This is a genomic window from Nocardia kruczakiae NBRC 101016, assembly GCF_001612965.1.
GTDB lineage: Bacteria > Actinomycetota > Actinomycetes > Mycobacteriales > Mycobacteriaceae > Nocardia > Nocardia kruczakiae.
In genome coordinates this window covers 20,403-37,187 of sequence record NZ_BDBL01000039.1, presented here as the reverse complement: position 1 = coordinate 37,187, position 16,785 = coordinate 20,403, and the positions used below count along the sequence as shown (strand labels likewise).

The 16,785-nt window shown below is 68.3% G+C and carries 15 protein-coding genes, 4 tRNA genes and 1 pseudogene; 13 read left to right on the top strand and 7 right to left on the bottom strand.

Annotated elements, in window-relative coordinates; genetic code table 11:
- Nucleotides 1-132 precede the first annotated feature (132 nt).
- Both NK1_RS35135 and NK1_RS36370 read left to right on the top strand, forming a co-directional pair.
- Nucleotides 133-933 carry a hypothetical protein gene (locus NK1_RS35135; RefSeq protein WP_063012687.1) on the top strand — a complete coding sequence of 267 codons (801 nt, stop codon included), beginning with the start codon at nucleotides 133-135 and terminating at the stop codon, nucleotides 931-933.
- Nucleotides 934-1,418: 485 nt separating this feature from the next.
- Nucleotides 1,419-1,560: pseudogene (locus tag NK1_RS36370) on the top strand (hypothetical protein); the annotation flags it as partial.
- A gap of 96 nt (nucleotides 1,561-1,656) precedes the next feature.
- Here the strand turns inward: NK1_RS36370 and NK1_RS25670 are convergent.
- A tRNA-Val gene (locus NK1_RS25670) sits at nucleotides 1,657-1,728 on the bottom strand.
- Nucleotides 1,729-2,364: 636 nt separating this feature from the next.
- On the opposite strand from NK1_RS25670, the gene NK1_RS25665 reads away from it, so the two are divergent.
- From NK1_RS25665 to NK1_RS25655, 3 genes are all read left to right on the top strand, one after another.
- Nucleotides 2,365-2,437: transfer RNA gene (locus tag NK1_RS25665), tRNA-Gly, on the top strand.
- A 23-nt stretch (nucleotides 2,438-2,460) separates the two neighbouring features.
- A tRNA-Cys gene (locus NK1_RS25660) sits at nucleotides 2,461-2,531 on the top strand.
- A gap of 17 nt (nucleotides 2,532-2,548) precedes the next feature.
- Nucleotides 2,549-2,623, top strand: a tRNA-Val gene (locus NK1_RS25655).
- Between the two features lie 254 nt (nucleotides 2,624-2,877).
- On the opposite strand, the gene NK1_RS25650 is transcribed toward NK1_RS25655, so the two are convergent.
- Both NK1_RS25650 and NK1_RS25645 read right to left on the bottom strand, forming a co-directional pair.
- Nucleotides 2,878-3,174 carry a hypothetical protein gene (locus NK1_RS25650; protein WP_063012685.1) on the bottom strand — a complete coding sequence of 99 codons (297 nt, stop codon included), beginning with the start codon at nucleotides 3,172-3,174 and terminating at the stop codon, nucleotides 2,878-2,880.
- Nucleotides 3,175-3,334: 160 nt separating this feature from the next.
- On the bottom strand, nucleotides 3,335-4,498 hold the full coding sequence (locus tag NK1_RS25645) for a helix-turn-helix domain-containing protein (RefSeq protein WP_063906110.1): 1,164 nt from the start codon (nucleotides 4,496-4,498) through the stop codon (nucleotides 3,335-3,337).
- Nucleotides 4,499-4,835: 337 nt separating this feature from the next.
- Between NK1_RS25645 and NK1_RS25640 the strand changes: the two genes are divergently transcribed.
- Nucleotides 4,836-5,294, top strand: coding sequence for an SRPBCC family protein (locus tag NK1_RS25640; protein ID WP_157104436.1), 459 nt, complete (start codon nucleotides 4,836-4,838; stop codon nucleotides 5,292-5,294).
- Between the two features lie 7 nt (nucleotides 5,295-5,301).
- On the opposite strand, the gene NK1_RS25635 is transcribed toward NK1_RS25640, so the two are convergent.
- The gene (locus tag NK1_RS25635; protein WP_063012791.1) at nucleotides 5,302-6,069 is read right to left on the bottom strand and encodes an ArsR/SmtB family transcription factor; all 768 of its coding nucleotides are present in this window, start codon (nucleotides 6,067-6,069) and stop codon (nucleotides 5,302-5,304) included.
- Between the two features lie 151 nt (nucleotides 6,070-6,220).
- Here NK1_RS25635 and NK1_RS25630 point away from each other — a divergent pair, with 151 nt between their 5' ends.
- The 3 genes from NK1_RS25630 to NK1_RS25620 all read left to right on the top strand — a co-directional run bounded on the left by NK1_RS25630 (nucleotide 6,221) and on the right by NK1_RS25620 (nucleotide 9,308).
- On the top strand, nucleotides 6,221-6,466 hold the full coding sequence (locus NK1_RS25630; protein ID WP_167354304.1) for a hypothetical protein: 246 nt from the start codon (nucleotides 6,221-6,223) through the stop codon (nucleotides 6,464-6,466).
- A 111-nt stretch (nucleotides 6,467-6,577) separates the two neighbouring features.
- Nucleotides 6,578-7,996 carry an MFS transporter gene (locus NK1_RS25625; RefSeq protein WP_063906109.1) on the top strand — a complete coding sequence of 473 codons (1,419 nt, stop codon included), beginning with the start codon at nucleotides 6,578-6,580 and terminating at the stop codon, nucleotides 7,994-7,996.
- A gap of 127 nt (nucleotides 7,997-8,123) precedes the next feature.
- Nucleotides 8,124-9,308 (top strand): hypothetical protein, encoded by a 1,185-nt coding sequence (locus NK1_RS25620; RefSeq protein WP_063012788.1) that lies wholly within the window; start codon nucleotides 8,124-8,126, stop codon nucleotides 9,306-9,308.
- A 6-nt stretch (nucleotides 9,309-9,314) separates the two neighbouring features.
- Here NK1_RS25620 and NK1_RS25615 read toward each other — a convergent pair whose 3' ends face one another.
- On the bottom strand, nucleotides 9,315-10,256 hold the full coding sequence (locus NK1_RS25615; protein WP_245660814.1) for a hypothetical protein: 942 nt from the start codon (nucleotides 10,254-10,256) through the stop codon (nucleotides 9,315-9,317).
- Between the two features lie 270 nt (nucleotides 10,257-10,526).
- On the opposite strand from NK1_RS25615, the gene NK1_RS25610 reads away from it, so the two are divergent.
- Both NK1_RS25610 and NK1_RS25605 read left to right on the top strand, forming a co-directional pair.
- Nucleotides 10,527-11,765, top strand: a complete 1,239-nt coding sequence (locus tag NK1_RS25610) for an MFS transporter (RefSeq protein WP_063012677.1) — start codon at nucleotides 10,527-10,529, stop codon at nucleotides 11,763-11,765.
- On the top strand, nucleotides 11,762-12,301 hold the full coding sequence (locus NK1_RS25605; protein WP_063012675.1) for a GNAT family N-acetyltransferase: 540 nt from the start codon (nucleotides 11,762-11,764) through the stop codon (nucleotides 12,299-12,301). The genes NK1_RS25610 and NK1_RS25605 overlap by 4 nt, the downstream gene beginning before the upstream one ends.
- A gap of 48 nt (nucleotides 12,302-12,349) precedes the next feature.
- Here the strand turns inward: NK1_RS25605 and NK1_RS25600 are convergent, their stop codons facing one another.
- Together NK1_RS25600 and zapE are read right to left on the bottom strand one after the other, a co-directional pair.
- Nucleotides 12,350-13,156, bottom strand: coding sequence for a tyrosine-protein phosphatase (locus NK1_RS25600; protein WP_063012673.1), 807 nt, complete (start codon nucleotides 13,154-13,156; stop codon nucleotides 12,350-12,352).
- A gap of 80 nt (nucleotides 13,157-13,236) precedes the next feature.
- Nucleotides 13,237-14,256 (bottom strand): cell division protein ZapE, encoded by a 1,020-nt coding sequence (zapE, locus tag NK1_RS25595; RefSeq protein ID WP_063012670.1) that lies wholly within the window; start codon nucleotides 14,254-14,256, stop codon nucleotides 13,237-13,239.
- A 35-nt stretch (nucleotides 14,257-14,291) separates the two neighbouring features.
- Between zapE and NK1_RS25590 the strand changes: the two genes are divergently transcribed.
- Nucleotides 14,292-15,083: a pyrimidine reductase family protein gene (locus NK1_RS25590; protein WP_063012668.1), complete on the top strand. Its 792-nt coding sequence runs from the start codon at nucleotides 14,292-14,294 to the stop codon at nucleotides 15,081-15,083.
- Nucleotides 15,084-15,115: 32 nt separating this feature from the next.
- Nucleotides 15,116-16,681, top strand: a complete 1,566-nt coding sequence (locus tag NK1_RS25585; protein WP_063012666.1) for an alpha/beta hydrolase — start codon at nucleotides 15,116-15,118, stop codon at nucleotides 16,679-16,681.
- Nucleotides 16,682-16,785 lie beyond the last annotated feature (104 nt).

Below are 16,785 nucleotides of genomic sequence, written 5' to 3'. Positions count from 1 at the left end.
TCCAACTCGGCAGCCGCAGGAATGTGGGCTCGTCCGGGACGAGCCGGACCTTCCAGTCATCGATGTGCGCACCGCACATGCGCCCGGAACCTGGGTGCCGGGCCAACAAGAACAAGAATCGCAGGAGCAGACATGACCGAAACCGCGCAGATCCGGGCGACTGTCGGCACGCAGAACGTGACACGTGAACAGGTACGCGCATGGGAATCACGCCGCGCCACAGCAGTTCTCGGGAAACTCGCTGCGCGCCTGGGACATCTCGGGATGAACGAGCTCATGCCCGACCGCACACCTCACCAGCTGCGCACCGCTCCGCTCGACGAGCAACGCTCCGCATTGATCACACTGAAAACCCGACTCGGTCACGCCGGCATTTACGCGCTACTCCGGCACGAACTGGCCTTCTCCGAACGCACATCCCGCATCGGGGTGGCAGCGAGCAGAGGCCGAACCAAACACTGCGTTACCCGCCTCGAGGTACCCGGCTACTCCGCCGAACGATTCGCCACGTGGTTCAACGACCTGACGACCACCAACGCCGAAGCAGACATGATCGCCGCGTGCCCGGATCACTACCTTGTGCGCGGCCTACCCGACGGACGCCAAGAAGTCCTCGAAACCACCGGAGGAAGCCCCGCCGCAACCAGATTCATCATCGACTACACCGCGAGCGACACCCTCACCATCCCGATCGACCCCGCCTACCCGATCCAAATCGCGGGACAGGCAAGTCTCGATGACGGCCTGGTCATCGGTGGAGTCCGCCATCAATTCCGCGATCGCGACGGCACCCTCGACGCTCTGCTGACCGTCCAGTTCCCCGGCACCGTACCCGCCCGCCTCATCCGCCAACACCAATGGCATCTGGCCGCGGAATTCAGCAACTGGATCATCGCCGCGGCTTCGACCGCGGGCACACGCCCCACGAACTGAACGGACGTTCGGGCCCACGAATCTGTGTCTTGCCCAGGTTCTGGGGTTCACGACGTCCTGCCTCGCAAGTCGATGCGGCGCGCCCCCATCGTTCTCGGCAGGGCCGACCTGCCACTGCGGAAGCACGCAACTCCCTATCGGCCACAACCTCTTGCTCGGTTCGAGCCGGAAAAGCCAATTGTTGACGTGTGCTGGAGGTGGGTTTCCTGGTCAAGAAGTTGGCAGGCAGGGACCGGTTCTTCGAGATGGAAGCCGGCCCGGGCGCTCATCGCAAGCGACGGGGACGAGGCGGCCGTACCGGTTTCGTACCCCCATTGGTGGCCGCTGTAGCTGCTTACCCGCCGCAAGGACGCGGCACAGCGGGTAACCGGGACAGGACCCGGTCGACAAGATCGCGATCGGCAAGCACCGCGTCCATGGCGGAAGTCCGGGTAATTCCAGCGCCACACTGTTGGCGGTGACACCGAAGCGACCCAGGCTGTGCTCCCCCGCTCGGCGCGCCGATCGCCGTCAAAAACGACATCGACCTCGCGGGTACACCCACGTAGCTTCACCGAGGGCTCGTTCGGGCAGACCCGTAATCCCCGGCCCGGCGGATCGAGCGGTGGGTCTGCTGGGGCCGTTGCCCGTTGAACAACGCGCCTAGCACGCGCGATATTGCACGGATATCGTACGGAGACCGCCAGCGTTAGAGGACACTGCAGCTGACCTGCATAAGCGAAGTGGTCCCAGCTGGTTTCGAACCAGCGACCTCTCGCGTGTGAGGCGAGCGCTCTCCCGCTGAGCTATGGGACCGGGATATTTCGGGGCGGCTGGAGTGCCGTTCCGAACGAGAAGGAACCTTAACACGCATCCCTGGGGTCACACCAAATCGGGGCCTGACCTGGATGTTTCAGTCGGTTGGTGATGGACGGGACATGAACGGGCGCAGAAGGTCTCGTGTGAGGCGGATCGTCGTGCGGTCGGCGCCCGCTCTCGGCGTGAAGCATTGCGGGACATTAGGCGGGGCCGCGCCCGACCGGGACGCAGTTGCGCTTGCCTGAGTCGCAGAGAGAGGGTCACATAGAGGACCGACCGGGACTGCCCAGTCCCCGGCCCGACCTAGCCGGCGAGCTCGACACCCAGCACCCCGCCAGATACCCGCCCTCCCGTACCGCAACGCGCGGCGGACGCCTACTGGGCTCGGCGGCTGAAGTCGCCACACCGAACGGGATGCCCCTTCGGGGCGGGTCGTCGGCGACGCCGGAAGGACACCGCCCCTTCGGTCACCACACCGGCGTAACCCGATAGAGCGCACTCGCACTCCGGAAAACACACCCATGTTATTCACTTTTACCCCGATCTACCAGGCGATTTGTTGAGCGCGCGGGTTGTGGGCTAATGTTCTCTCTCGCAGCCGGAAGGGGCCGAAAAGCCCCGGAGACGCAGCATGCGGATGTAGCGCAGTTGGTAGCGCATCACCTTGCCAAGGTGAGGGTCGCGGGTTCGAATCCCGTCATCCGCTCGAAGGCCAACCCGGCCTTGGTTGGCGGTGTGGCCGAGTGGTGAGGCAACGGCCTGCAAAGCCGTGCACACGGGTTCGATTCCCGTCGCCGCCTCTGAGTAGGCGAACCACGCGCGATTAGCTCAGCGGGAGAGCGCTTCCCTGACACGGAAGAGGTCACTGGTTCAATCCCAGTATCGCGCACCAACGAAGAACAGGTCAGAGGCACTTTCCGAGGAGACTCGGAAAGTGCCTTTCCTGCTTTTCGGTCTCCGGACACGCAGTAACACCAGATCGAGTGACCCGGACCAACGGGAGCATCCAGCCGGCTACTCGACATGGCCGCGCCCCAGTAGCGCGGTGTGTGCTTCATTCGTCGTAGTCGGACGGCCAGAAGATCGCGGCGACGACGACGGTCACCGGAAGCGCTGTCACGAAAACAAGACCAGCTTGCGCCGCGCTCACCGGCGTACCCCGCCGAGTGCGGGCCAGCGGCCGAACGACGCACGCGGCGAGGCGCATTCCACGTCGGCAACCGACATCAACCGGTCCAGTGTTACCGCGTCCACATGCGCCGACGACGCCAGCAAGACCACCTCGGCCCCCAGGGAGCCGACTTGCTCGACCACACCGAGCACGGAGGTCGGATCGGCCCACCGAAGCGGGTAGCCCAACCACCGCGCCAACCGGCGCACCTGTGCCGTATCCCATTCCGTTGTCGGCGAGGCCGGGTCTACCCATCCGAGTGCGTCGTCCATTCCCCACCTTCCGCTGATGCTGTTGGTAGGCCCGCCGCGGGGAATCGAGTTCGACCCGACGGCGTGGCTGTACCGAGCGTCACAGCGGACGGGGGCGCCCGACAATGGCACTTTCCGGATGCGGCCGGGGAAGTGCCACATCCGATATCGGTTGTGGCCGTTAGTATTCGAGCTGTACCAAGTCGGCCAGTTCACGCATTTCCGGCGTGAGGGTGCGACGCTTGGAGATGATGCGGCCCAGCAGTTCACGCGCCGAGCGCTGTTCGACCAGCCACGGTCGCGCACTGTGCGACAGCGACACCAGCACGTCGAACGCGGCATCGTAGTGGCGTAATTCCAGGTGGGCCGCCGAGACGTCGATCAGGTGCCGGTTCCGGTTGTCCGACGTCGGCCGCTGGTCCTGCGGGATGTCGCCGGCAAGCCGCAAAGCGACGTCTGGGCGGTCGTCCACCACGGCGTTCTCTACCCGCTTCATAGCCACCGTGGCCGCGTCGAACGTCGTCCAATACTGGTGATAGGGACCGGATTCGGGCCGCACCGCCGCCGCACCGGCGGTGGCGAGCCTCATCATCTCGTCGGCCTCATCGGGCCGGTTATCGCGTACCGCCGCCGCCGACGCCCGAAGCAACAACCATCCCCAGGTGGAAAGTTCGCGCGTCGTCGCGATGGACAATCGTGGTTCCACGCGGTCGGCCCACTGGGTAGCGAGATGACGCACGGCCTCGAATTGCCGTTCGACAATCAACAGCCAGCACAGTGTGATTACCGCCGACGCTGCGTCCAGAACGTTGCCCGTCGATTCGGCGTCGGTCAGGGACTGGTTCAGCGCAATCCGCGCCGAATCGGGCTGGCGGGTCTGCACCATCACTGAACCAGCCAGTTGCAGTGTGCGCGAACGCAACAGCGCGGGGGCTGAATCGGCGTCATCTATCAGACGCGGCAGGACGCGGGCCAGACGGTCGTATTCGTTGTCGTGATACAGCCGCGTGGCGTGCGCCAGGGCCGCTTCCAGGCTGCGCACGGATACCGGTTCCGCTGCCGCAGTCGGCGCGTCGCGCATCGACTCCAGGGCTCGACGTGTGGGCGCCCACAGCTCACCCCCGCCATTGCCTTGCGGCGGTGCGGGATTGGAGCCGAGTAAGACCGTCAAAGGGCACCCCAACGCTACAGCGAAGCGGCGCAGGGTGTCGATGCGGGTGTCGTCGCGTTCGCCCTGTTCGATCTTACGAATCAGCGAAATGGACACCCCAGAGGACTGCGCAAGCTCTCGCTGGGTGAGCCCGCGACGCTTCCTAACAGATTGGAGCCGTTCCCCAAGGTCCATGTACCAAGGCTACGGGTGCGTTCACCCGCTGCGCACCGCGCGCGACCACGTCGCAACCAGCAACCCCGGCAGACCAGCGCAACGGGTAGAGCCCTGCCCGCGTGAATCCACACAGCACACGTACGCAGAGTTCACCCCGAGTTGTTCGCTGTAGTTCGGAGTTGATCCGATCAATCATATGCGCTGGTAGAGTACTGTTTCGAGCCGGCCAGAATTGTTCGGAGCCGCCTAGCTGAAGCGCGACACCACCCTGCCCCCGAACCATCGACGAATGTGTCCCGCGGTCCCATCGCCTGCGATACGGTCGAACGACAACCGAGCGGCAAGGAGAGACGGCGTGCGCGATTCGGTAACCGTCCACATGGCGGCCTCGCCGGCGCGGGTGTGGGCGCTGGTCAGTGATGTCACCCGGATCGGTGAGTTCAGTCCGGAGACGTTCGAGGCCGAATGGGTCGGCGGGGCAACGGGTCCCGCGGTGGGGGCGAAGTTCCGGGGGCATGTGCGGCGCAACCAGGTGGGGCCGGTGTACTGGACCACCTGCCGGGTCGAGGTGTGCGAGCCCGAGCGTGAATTCGCCTTCACCGTCCTCGGGCCCAGGGGGATGACTGTCAACAGGTGGAGTTACCGGCTCGAACCGCGCGACGGTGGCACCGATGTCACCGAATCGTTCGAGCTGGCGGCTATCGCACCTTTGCGGCTGTATTGGACGGCGCTCGGATGGGCGCGTGGCCGGCGCAACCACAACGACATGGCGACCACGCTCAACCGGATGAAGATCGCGGTCGAGCACGGCTGAAGCGGGGCTAGCCGGCGAGTTCGACACCCAGCACCCGGTCCAGTACCCGCGCTCCGCTGTCGGTCAACCGCAGCGTGCGGCGGGTCCCTGGTCGTTCCACCCAGCCCGCGGTCTCCATGCGGGTCAGGACCGCCGCGCCGAGCGCGCCGCTCAGATGATGGCGTTGCTCGCTCCAGTCGACGCAGAAACGCAGCAGCGGGCGGCGCCGGGCACGCGCGGCGTCCAGATCCACGCCCAGCTCCGCGAACAGGGGCTCGGCATTCGGGCCCAGGCGGTACGGGTGGTCGGTCATCGGCGCCGAGATCGGATCCCCCTGTGCGCGTGCGGTTCCCGCGACACCGTCGGTCCGGGTCAAGGCCTGACGGTCGAGTAGCGCCTCGGTGACCGCGACACCCAGTCGCCCGGCCAAGTGGTCGTAGCAGCTGCGGGCACGGCGCAGCGCGGCCGCCCGGGTGGATTCCCGCAGGGAGCGCACGGGCCGCGTCGGCGCCAGCACGGCCAGCGCTTCGATCGCGGCGCCGACCCGGGAATCGGCGATGCGGTAGTACCGGTGCCGGCCGGATCGCTCGAAGGTGAGCAGCCCGCCCTCCACCAACCGGGTCAGGTGCTCACTGGCCGTGGACGGCGCGACCCCGGATTCCGCGGCCAGTACCGACGCGGGCAGCGCGCGCCCGTCCGCCAGGCCGATCATCATGCGCGCCCGGGTCGGGTCCGCCAGCAGGGCGCCGACGGCGGCGATATCGGCATATCCGTAGAGAGGTCGGCAATCGGTCATGATTCGAGTCTGCCGCGACAACACTTCGGTGCCCACCGAATCATCGTCGACCGCAGGACGGGCGACATCCGCCGCCCCGCCGTCGGCGATCGGCGGGTGACCCCGGCTCCGCGACCTTGACTACCGTCCTGGTTCGGCCGACATTGAGGTGGTGCGTGTGCGTGCGGAGGAACTCGATGCGCCGCCGACCGAGGGGTTCGACCCGATCGGAACGGTCGAGATGACGTTGAGCGCGTTCGGTGCCGGCGATATCCACGGCTCGATCGACGAGATCGCGTATGCCGCCGCCGACCTCGGTGGCGAGTACTTCCATGTCACCGACTCCCTGGGCGCCCGGGTCACCGCCGTCGTGTATCGCCGCCACCGCCGCCGGCGATGGTTCCGCCGCCGGACTTGACTCTGCGCCCACGAACGAAAGAAGCCGCGGCAGAAGACTGTTGGTCGTCACGCGCTGCCCGCCGCCGATACTTCGGTCCGGACCGAAAGGTTTCGCGCCCACACTGCGGATATGACTTCGATTCCACAGGTGCGCAACCCGGCCGTCATCCTCACGGTGATGTGCGCCGGGATGTTTCTGGTGTTGCTGGATGTGACCATCGTGAATGTCGCCCTGCCGGCGATCGGGCGGGGTCTGCATACGGACGTCGCCTCGCTGCAATGGGTGGTGGACGGATATGTGATCGCGATCGCGGGACTGCTGCTGGCGGCGGGGACCGTCGGCGATCGGATCGGTCATCGCCGGATGCTGCTGGCAGGATTCGCGGTCTTCGGGCTGGCGTCGCTGGCGTGCGCACTGGCTCCGGCGATCGGGGTGCTGATCGCGGCGCGGGTCGTCCAAGGCGTGGGCGGGGCGCTGCTGCTGCCGAGCACCATGGCCGTGATCGTGGACGTCTTCCCGGACCGGGCCCGACAGGCGAAGGCATTGGGCACGTGGGCGGCGGTCTCGTCGCTGGCGCTGCCGGCGGGGCCGCTGCTCGGCGGAATTCTCGTGGACCGGTTCGGGTGGCGGCCGGTGTTCTGGATCGCGGTGCCGCTGACGGTCGCGGCGATCGTCGCCGCGCGGGCCGTGGTACCGGCCGCGCCAGCACGGCGTGGCGGGCGTATCGATGTGCCGGGGCTGGCCGGGTTCGTCCTCGGCCTGAGCGCGCTGGTGTTCGCCATCATTTCCGCGGGCCACCATGCGGGGACCGCGGTCGTCGGCACCGCGGCGGTGGTCGCGGTGGGCGCTCTGGCGGGCGCATACGGCGCGGCGCGGCGCAGCACGCATCCGTTCCTGCCGGTGGACCTGTTGCGGCACAAGGAATTTCTCGCTCCCAATGTCGTGGCCCTGATGATGAACCTGATCTTCAACGGCATCCTGTTCATCGGCATGCTGTATCTGCAGGACACGCTGGGGCGCTCCCCCGTCGCGGCCGGCGTCAGCGTGCTACCGCTGGCCCTGCCGCTGGTGCTGCTGGCACCGGTGTCGGGACGGTTGACCGCCCGGTACGGTCCGCGCCCGGCGATCGCGATCGGCTGCGCCCTCGCGGCCTGCGGTTCGGCGATGCTGCTGACACTCGACGGCGGCGGCGGAAGCGGCGGGCTGCTGCTGAGTTTCACCGTGCTCGGCTGCGGGTCCGGCCTGATCACGACATCGGTGGTCGCCGCGACGGTACGCGCCACACCGGCGGACCGGTCCGGACTGGCGACGGGCGTGTCCAACACCGCCCGCCAGGTCGGAACCGCTTGCGGGGTCGCGATATTCGGTGCGGTGGCCGGATCACCCACCGGACCGGGCTTCGTCGGCGCCATCCACGCCCTGGCGATCGGATCGGCGCTCGCGTGGGTGCTGGCGCTGCTGATCACCGTGTTCGCCATCGAAGCCGGCGGGCCGCGAACGGCCGGAGCGGGTGCGAACAGCCGCCTCACCGAACCGGCCCGCCGCTGAGTCACCGCAGCGGCCCGCCGCTGATATCCGGTCACCATATCGTCGGACACACCCGATCACGAGCGCCCGGAACTCGCACGAGGGCATAGGCTTTCGAAAGGACGTGCGAGACAGCGAAAGGCATGTGGTGACGACCAACCGGATCGAGGAGATACAGGCCGGGCTGCTCGACGACCTGCGCGACGGTATCTCCTTCACCTCCGAGCAGATGGCCGACACGCTGGCGGACATGGTCGCGGCGCAAGCCGAGGAACGCCCCCGCGACGGCGAACTGCTCACCCGCCGGCTCGGGCTCGACGGTGCGCGACCGGAGACCTTGACGCTGCTGGGCGCCCGCTTCGAACTCTCCCGCGACCGGGTGCGGCAGCTCTACACGCGGGCGGCGGGGCAGCTGCTGCGGCGAGTACAGGCCACCGGCTACCCCGACCCCGCCGTGTTCGCCGAGCAGTATCCGGTCGGCTGGGGCGATCAGCGGCTGACGCGCACGCTGCTCATCGAAACCTACGTCGGAGATTGCGATATCGCCGCCCAGGATCTCGCGTATCTGAAGCTGCGGCTGGCCGGGCATTCGCTGATCGACGCCAAACGGGTCGCGGGTTTCGTCTATCAGCGCATCGCGGGATGGCAGCAGCGCGGCCGGTGGCATCTCGATCGCCCTCGTGTGCCCGAACCCGCTGCCGGGCAACTGCTTCCGCTGCTGCGGCGCGTGGATTGGCCGAGTGGCGAGCCCGACGACCTGCCCGAGCTGCCCATCACGACGGTCGATGCCGACGACGACGCCCGCGGCCACATGTTCGCCGAGAAACTCGGCCGCGAAACCACATTCGACACCGCGCTGCAGGCCCGGCTGCTGCGCATGCTCGACGACGGCGAACAGGTCGACAGCTACACCGAGCGGCCCGTGGCCGTCGACTTCGCCGTCGACGATGTCGAGGATTCCTACTGCCCCACCGTCGGCGCACGGCTGACCGACGGACGGGTGCTGCTGATCGATGTGGTCGCGTTGGGACAGTTGGGTTTACACGCCAACCGGGTGCGGCTCGCGGCGGCCCGTGCGCAGGCGCACGCCCGCGGCTGGGGTTGGCTGGTGTTCACCGGCAGCCGGCTCGGGGAGCCGGATCTGTTGCGGCACACCATGTCCGCTCGCTCGGAGAACATCCTCCGCAACCGGATAGCCACCGGCGCCGTGCACTGGGCAGAGTTCCGCGGCCTGGCCGACGAGACCGGCCTGGAACCGGTGGATCTGATCGCGCTGGTCCTGCGCCACGGCTGGCGCTGGGATCGTGCCCCGTTCCGGCTGAGCGCGATCTGACCAGCCCTACTTCAACATGAATCCCGCCACGATGAACGTCACGATCACCAGCATCGCGAAACAGGTCATCAGCTGCCAGTGCAGTACCGCCTCGCGCTGACGCGCGATCCGCACCCGCAGGCCGGCCTCCAGCCGGTCGCGATCCGACAGCCGGCGTTTGACCGCATCCAACTCCCCGGCGACGAGTTCGGCGCGTTCGAGCCGGTGCATCATCTTGTGCATCTGTTTGGCCTTGTCGCGAGTCGCCCTGCGCGCCAAGGCCAATTCGGTGCGCTGGTCGAGCAGTTCCTGCCGCTGCTGCGCGATCATCATCGCCTGTGCGTGGGTGTGGGCCTCCCAATCGCTCACCGTCGCCCACCCTCTCGTGTCCTCGTCCAGATACCCGCAGGCCAACTCACCCGCGACCCAACCATCGATGAATTCCCTTATTCCCCACGGGGTTTGCCTGGGGCTGAGGATACCGTCGGAATCGACGACCAGCCCACCCGACAATGCCCGGTACTCACACCCGGCGGCGGCGAAATCGTCCACGCCCAGCGCCGGTATCTGCCCGATCCAGTATCCGGTCGGACACAACCACAACACCTCGTCGCAGCCCACCGCCTTCAACCGGGCCGTGCGTTTTCGCGCGTGCTCGATCGAGACCGGCGCGCTGCGCACCTCGATAGCGCACAACCGGTTCCCACGCCGCCACAGCAGACCCGGAGTCTGCGCACCCAGCGGTTTGTCCACCTCGGCATCGTCGGCGCCCGCCGCCAGCAGCCTGCCGCGCAACCAGTACTTGAGCCGCTGCACATCCCAGTGACAATCGCCACACCCGGGTTCGCGACACCGGTCACCCGCCTGATGTCCGCGCGGATTCGGCTCCACCACAGGCAATTTCACCGGCTCCAGGGGAGCCAGCGTCGTCGTCTGCTGCCTCGTGTCGGCCCGTTCTGTCGTACTCACGCGACCACTCCCCTACCCGTGCACCAGCGGCCCGTGCGGTCCGCTGTATCCAGAGTGCCGCACCGGCCAGGGGGCTACACGTCCCCGTGACCGGTTTCGTTATCCAACCGGGAGCCCGACGTGATCATCGAGACCGATGAACTGCGGAATCGGCCGCCGTCGGACAGCGGCGTAATCGCGACGTTGCGAAGCCGGAACTTCCGTCGCCGGCCCTCCGTGGCTCGAACTCTCCGCTACCGTCTCCGGGCGCTCACCCATTAGGCTGCGCAGATGTTCGACCGCGGATACATTCCTGTATCGACCACATTGCGGGCCGCCCGCACCGCCAATTCGGTGGCGTTCGCCCTCCAGGGCTTCTTCCTCGCGGTCGTGCTCACCGAATTGCCGCAACAGCGGGATCGGCTCGGGCTCACCGACACCGTCATCCTGGTCGCGGTCGTGATGATCTCCGGCCTGGCCGCCGGCGGCAGCCTGCTCGCCGAGCGGGTCGCGGTGCGCTGGTCGAGCCGGGTGGCGCTGCGGGCCGGGCTGACGCTGATAGCGGTGAGCGGGCTCGCGATCGCGGTCGCCCCGAATCTCGTGATCGATCTGATCGCGCTCGGCTGTTACGGGGTCGCGGTGGGCATGGTCGACGCGGGCACGAATATGCAAGCTGTCTTCATCCAGCACGGGTACGGGCGATTCGTGCTGTCGTCGTTCTACGCCGCGTGGAGTGCCGGGTCGATTCTGGGCGCCCTGTTCGTCTCCGGCTGCGAGAAGGTGGGAATCACGCTGCCCTACGCGGTCACCATCGCCGCCGCGGTGGTCGCGGTGGCGAGTCTGGTGTCCGGGCCGCGCCTGCTCGGCGCCGGCCAGGCCGAGGCCCAGCCCACCGACTCGGGCCGTACCCCCGAACCCGTTGCGGCCGTTGCCCTGCGGGCCTATCTCGCCCTCGGAATCGCGATGGCGCTGGTGTTCGCGATCGATCTGGCGGTGGGCAACTGGTCGGCGCTCTACCTCACCGACGATCTGCTGTCCTCGTCGGCGACGGCGGCCCTGGCACTGGCCGCCTACCAGGGCGCCTCGCTGCTCACCCGGCTCAGCGGCGACTGGTGGGTGCGCCGCTACGGCGCACGGGCGGTGGTGCGGGTGGCCGCCGGCATCGGCGTGCTCGGGCTGACGCTCGTGGTGGCCGCGCCCGGACCGGCCACGGCACTGGCCGGATTTCTCATCGCGGGCCTCGGGCTGCCCGTGATCGCGCCACTGTGCTTCAGCGAGGCCGGGCGACTCACCGAAGGCCGCGGACTGGACGCGGTGATCGCCCGGCTCAACCTGTTCAACTACGCGGGCACGTTGATCGGCGGCGGCGTGGTCGGTGCGGTCGCCGCCGCGTCGAGCCTGCGGATCGGGTTCGTGATCCCGCTGCTGTTCGCGCTGGCCCTCATCGCCACCGCCCGCTTCTTCCGGCCGCGTCCGGCGCCCGGTGACCTGTCGGCGACGCGCACCGGACATGTTGTACTGGACCCATGACCGAGCAGGAAGTCGTCGTCGACCGCGCCGGACTCTGGGACGCCGAGGAATTGAGCGATGTCGCCACCGCGACGTTTCCCCTGGCCTGCCCGCCGGAGCTGACCGAGGAGAGCATCGACACCTTCATCGCCGAGGTGCTGTCCGGCGAGCGCTTCGGCGACTATCTGAGCGATCCGCAGCGGACCGTGCTCAAGGCCGTCCTCGGCGGCGACATCGTGGGCTACACCATGCTGATCTCCGGTGAACCGGTCGATTCCGCCGTCGCCACCCTGATCGAGGCACGCCCCGCGCTCGAGATCAGCAAGATGTACGTGATGCCCGGACACCACGGCAGTGGCGTCTCGACCGCTCTGATGAACGCGGCGGTGGATTACGCCCGCCGCGACGGATATCCGGTGATCTGGCTCGGTGTGAATCAACGCAACGAGCGTGCTCAGCGCTTCTACGCCAAGCACGGTTTCCAGCGAATCGGCACCAAGACCTTCACCGTCGGTGACCAGGTATGCCACGACTTCGTGATGCGACGGGAGTTGTGAATCCGGCTGTCCCGCAACCGGATTCCACCCACGTGCCGAAATCTCCGGTCAGGACAGCAGTTTCGCCTTCAAGACCGCGATTTCGCCGTCGGTCAGCTTCAATCCGTCGTGCACGTATTTGTCGAAACTGCCGTAGCTGCGATCGACCTGATCGAAGGCGGAATCCAGCGCCGACTGCACAACCCCGTTGATCGTGTCGCCCTCGGCGGCGTCACGGTAGTAGTTCGACAGCAGGAAGTCGTAGTTCACGGTGTCGCGATCCACGCCGAGGATGGTGAGCAGCACGGCCGCGGTCCAGCCGGTGCGATCCTTACCGGCCGAGCAGTGGAACAGCACCGACCCGTCGCTGCCGGCGATGTCGTGCAGGACTCCGGCGAATGCCTCGCTCGCACCGGGAGCCGTGATGAACGCGCGGTACAGGTCGCTGCCGGCGCTCAGCGTCGACGCCATGGCCTGCGGCGGCGCCTGGCCGATCACATCGCGGATGTTCAGCGTCGCGCCCACCGGCACCCGGTCCGGTCCCAGCGCACGTTCGTAGCTCGTGCGCAGATCGTCGACGACCCGCAGCCCGCGAGCGGACAGCGCGGCGGAATCCGCGTCGGACAGTTTGCTCAGGTCGGCGGTACGGAACACCAGGCCGGTCCGGACTACGTGGCCGTCGGCGGTGCGGTATCCGCCGATATCGCGGGCGTTCTGCACACGCGCCAGATGCAGTGACCGATCCTCGGTATTCACCGAGGCCGACGAGGGGGCCGCGGGCGGATCGGCGGCGACCGCGACACCCAGCGCCGGACCGGCCGCGATGAGGGCGCCGGCGGCGACGGTGGCGGCGAGGCGAATCGAACGATGGGCCATGTCAGCTCCGTTCAGAGGGAAACTGGACAGTCGTCCATAATGGGAATTCGCCTTCCGACAGTACGCCGTACGAACCGGGCTCAGCCCGCCGGGACCTCGAATCGCGACAGCGCCAGCAGGCGCGAGATCGCGCGCAGGTACTTCTTGCGGTAGCCGCCGCCGAGCATCTCCTCGGAGAAGATCTTGTCCAGCGGCGCGCCCGACACGGTGACCGGCGTGCCGGCGTCGTAGAGCCGGTCGGCCAGCACCACCATTCGCAGCGCCACCGCCTGATCGGTGATGGTGTGCACCGCAGAGATGTAGACCGACGACACCCCGGCGATCAGCGAACCGTACTTCGACGGATGCAGCGTGCTCAGGTGGGCGAGCAGCGCGTCGAAGTCGTCGAGCGTGGAATCCGGTGTGGCCGCGGCCTTTTCGGACAGCAGCCCCGGATCGGTCGGCTCCGGCGCGGGCGGCAGATCCCGGTGGCGGTAGTCGGGGCCGTCGACTCGGACGGCGTCGAACAGCGAACCCAGCTTGCGGATCTCGCGCAGGAAGTCCTGCGCGGCGAACCGGCCCTCGCCCAGCTGATCGGGCAGCGTGTTCGATGTCGCCGCCACCGACACGCCCCGCGCGGTCAATTCGGTGAGCAGTCGCGACACGAGCATGGTGTCGCCCGGATCGTCGAGTTCGAATTCGTCGATGCACAGCACGCTGTTGCCGCCCAGGCGTTCCACCGCGTTCGTGAAGCCCAGCGCGCCGACGAGATTGGTCACCTCGCCGAAGGTGCCGAACGACTTCGGACCGGGTGAGGCGTGGAAGATCGAGGCCAGCAGGTGCGTCTTGCCGACACCGAATCCGCCGTCGAGATACAGTCCGGCGCCGTCGACCTGCTTCTTCTTCCCGAACAGGGATTTCTTACCGGCGGCGGCGTGGATCTTGCCGACCCGCGCGGCGAAATCCTCGGCCGCGCGCACGGCCGCGGCCTGCGTCGGCTCCTTGGGGTCGGGAATGTAGGAGGCAAAACTCACCTCGTCGAAGGTGGGCGGGGGCACCATCTGGGCGATGAGTTGATCGGCCGGAACCTCCGGATGACGATCGACGAGGCGTTGTTGCACGCTCGTAGCGTACTGACGTGGTGTGATCGGACCTTATGCAGCGTGTCCCCGATGCGATCCAGTTCACAGCACTGACCACCGACGGTGCCGGCGAGATCACCGACCTGGTTCAGCTCTACACCTATCCGACCGCCTTGGAGCGGCCGTGGATCCGGGTCAACTTCATCGCCAGCCTCGACGGCGCGGTCACCGTCGACGACCGCTCCGGCGCCTTGGGCCGGCCCGCCGACGCCACCGTCTTCGCCATCCTGCGGGATCTGGCCGACGTGATCGTCGTCGGCGCCGGAACCGCGCGCGTGGAGAACTACGGCGGTGCGCGCACCGACTCCCGGCGCCGCATGCGCCTGCATCACCATGGGCTGGGCGGGGCGCGCGACGGTGCGCCGCCGCCGATCGCGGTCGTGACCGCCAGCGCGGCGCTGGACCCGGCGAGCCGGCTGTTCACCGACACCCAGCGCCCGCCGATGATCCTCACCACCGCCGCGGCCGACCGCGAACGCAAACGCCTGCTCGCCGAGACCGGCGCGGAGGTGATCGAGGCCGGGCAGAGCACCGTCACCGCCGCCGACATCCGCCGTGTGCTCGGCGAACGTGGACTGCCGCGGGTGCTGTGCGAGGGCGGGCCGTCGCTGTTCGGTGAACTGATCGGCGCGAGCGCGGTCGACGAGTTGTGCCTGACCGTCTCGCCGCTGCTGGTCGGCGGTACGGCGGGCCGAATCGCGGTGTCGCCCAATGCCTTGCCGACCCCGATGAGCCTGCGTCACGCACTGATCGACGACGACGGCACGGTGCTGACACGGTGGGAGCGCAGCCGCACCCAAGGCTGAAACGGCGCACCGGACCTGGCAGGCTGTAGCGCATGCGTTGGACTCGCGCCGCTCTGCTGGCATCGTCGCTGACGGTTCTGCTGACCACCGCCTGTGGTGCCGGGCCGTCGCAGCGGCCGGGCGTGGCGGTGGAACAGCCGCACGGCGGCTCCGGTCCGGCCACCAGCACCAGCGCCGCGCCGGCGCCGCCACCGCAGGCCCAGGTCCCCAAAACCGATCTCGCCTGGCACGATTGCGCGGCACCGACCTTCGCTCTGCTGGGGACCGGGGCGCCCCCGGCCGGGGTGAGTTTCGACTGCGCGGAGTTCTCGGCGCCGATCGATTCCGGTGGCACCGTCCTGGGCACCTTCCGAATCGCCGCGGTCCGCGCGCGCACACCGCAGACGCCCGCCGACGCCGCGCCGCTGGTGGTGACCTCCGGCGGTGACCGTTCCTCCACCGCGACCGTCGCGGGCCTGGTGTCCGGACCGGGTGCGGCGATTCTGGCGAGCCGGCCGGTGGTCGGGGTGGACCGGCGCGGTATCGGCAGCTCCCAGCCCATCGACTGTCTGCCCGACGACACCCGGCAGGGACTGGCCGACAACGCCCAGTTCGCGCCCGGCGGTGGCGACCGGGTGGACTCGGTGGCGACACTGAGCCAGAACGCCACCATCGCCTGCCAGGACTTCCTGCAGCCCTATCAGGGCACCTTCGACGCCCCGCACGCCGCCGACGACATCGACCAGCTGCGCAAGCAGTGGCAGGTCGACCACATCGATCTGCTGGGCACCGGAAACGGTGCGCGGGTGGCGCTGAGCTACGCCGCCAAATTCGGCGACCGGCTGGCCCGGCTGGTGCTAGATTCGCCGGAACCGGCGAACACCGACGCGGTGACCCGGACCGAGCAGCAGGTCAAGGGCGCGGAGGCGGCGCTGACCGGATTCGCCCGCCGCTGCGCCGATCTCGGATGCGCACTGGGCGCGGATCCGCGCGCCGCGATCACCGATCTGATCAACCGGGCGGGAGCGGGACAGCTCGGCACCCTCTCGGCCTCGGCGCTGACCACCACGATCACCGCGTTCCTCGGCGATCCGCGCGCGGATCAGGCCGCGCACACCACCGAACTCGCCGATGCGCTGTCGGCGGCCGGACGCGGCGATCAGGGGGCTTTGCAGACTCTGGTCACCCGGGAGGCGGCGGCGGTGGGAGCCGACGGGCAGTTCGTCTCCCGGTGCAGCGACGACCAGCAGCCCGCCACCCCCGACCGCGCCAAGCAGCTCGAAATCGACTGGGCCGCCAAATATCCCGCCTTTGGTAAGACCGCGGCGACCGGGCTGATGGAATGTTCGGCGTGGCCGGTGGCGCAGGCGCCGCGACTGCCGGACAAGTTCACCCTGCCGGTGCTGGTGCTGGGCACGACCGCCGATCCCGTCGTCGGCGGGGACGGGCGATCCTCGGTCACCGGCGCGCTGGGTGCCGCCGGTGCGCGCACCTCCACCGTGCAGTGGCAGGGCTGGGGGCATCCGGTGTTCACCCATTCGGGCTGCGCGCAGCAGAACATCGTCGGCTACCTGAAGGACGGCACACTGCCCGCCGACGGCACCGCCTGCCCGGCCTGAGGTGATCGTGCGGGGGCGCACGAAGTGGCGCGGCGCACACCCCGCACAAGCGGTCTCCGGCGCGCCCGACGGCGGGTCCGCGCAACCGTCGCCCAGGTTTCCGG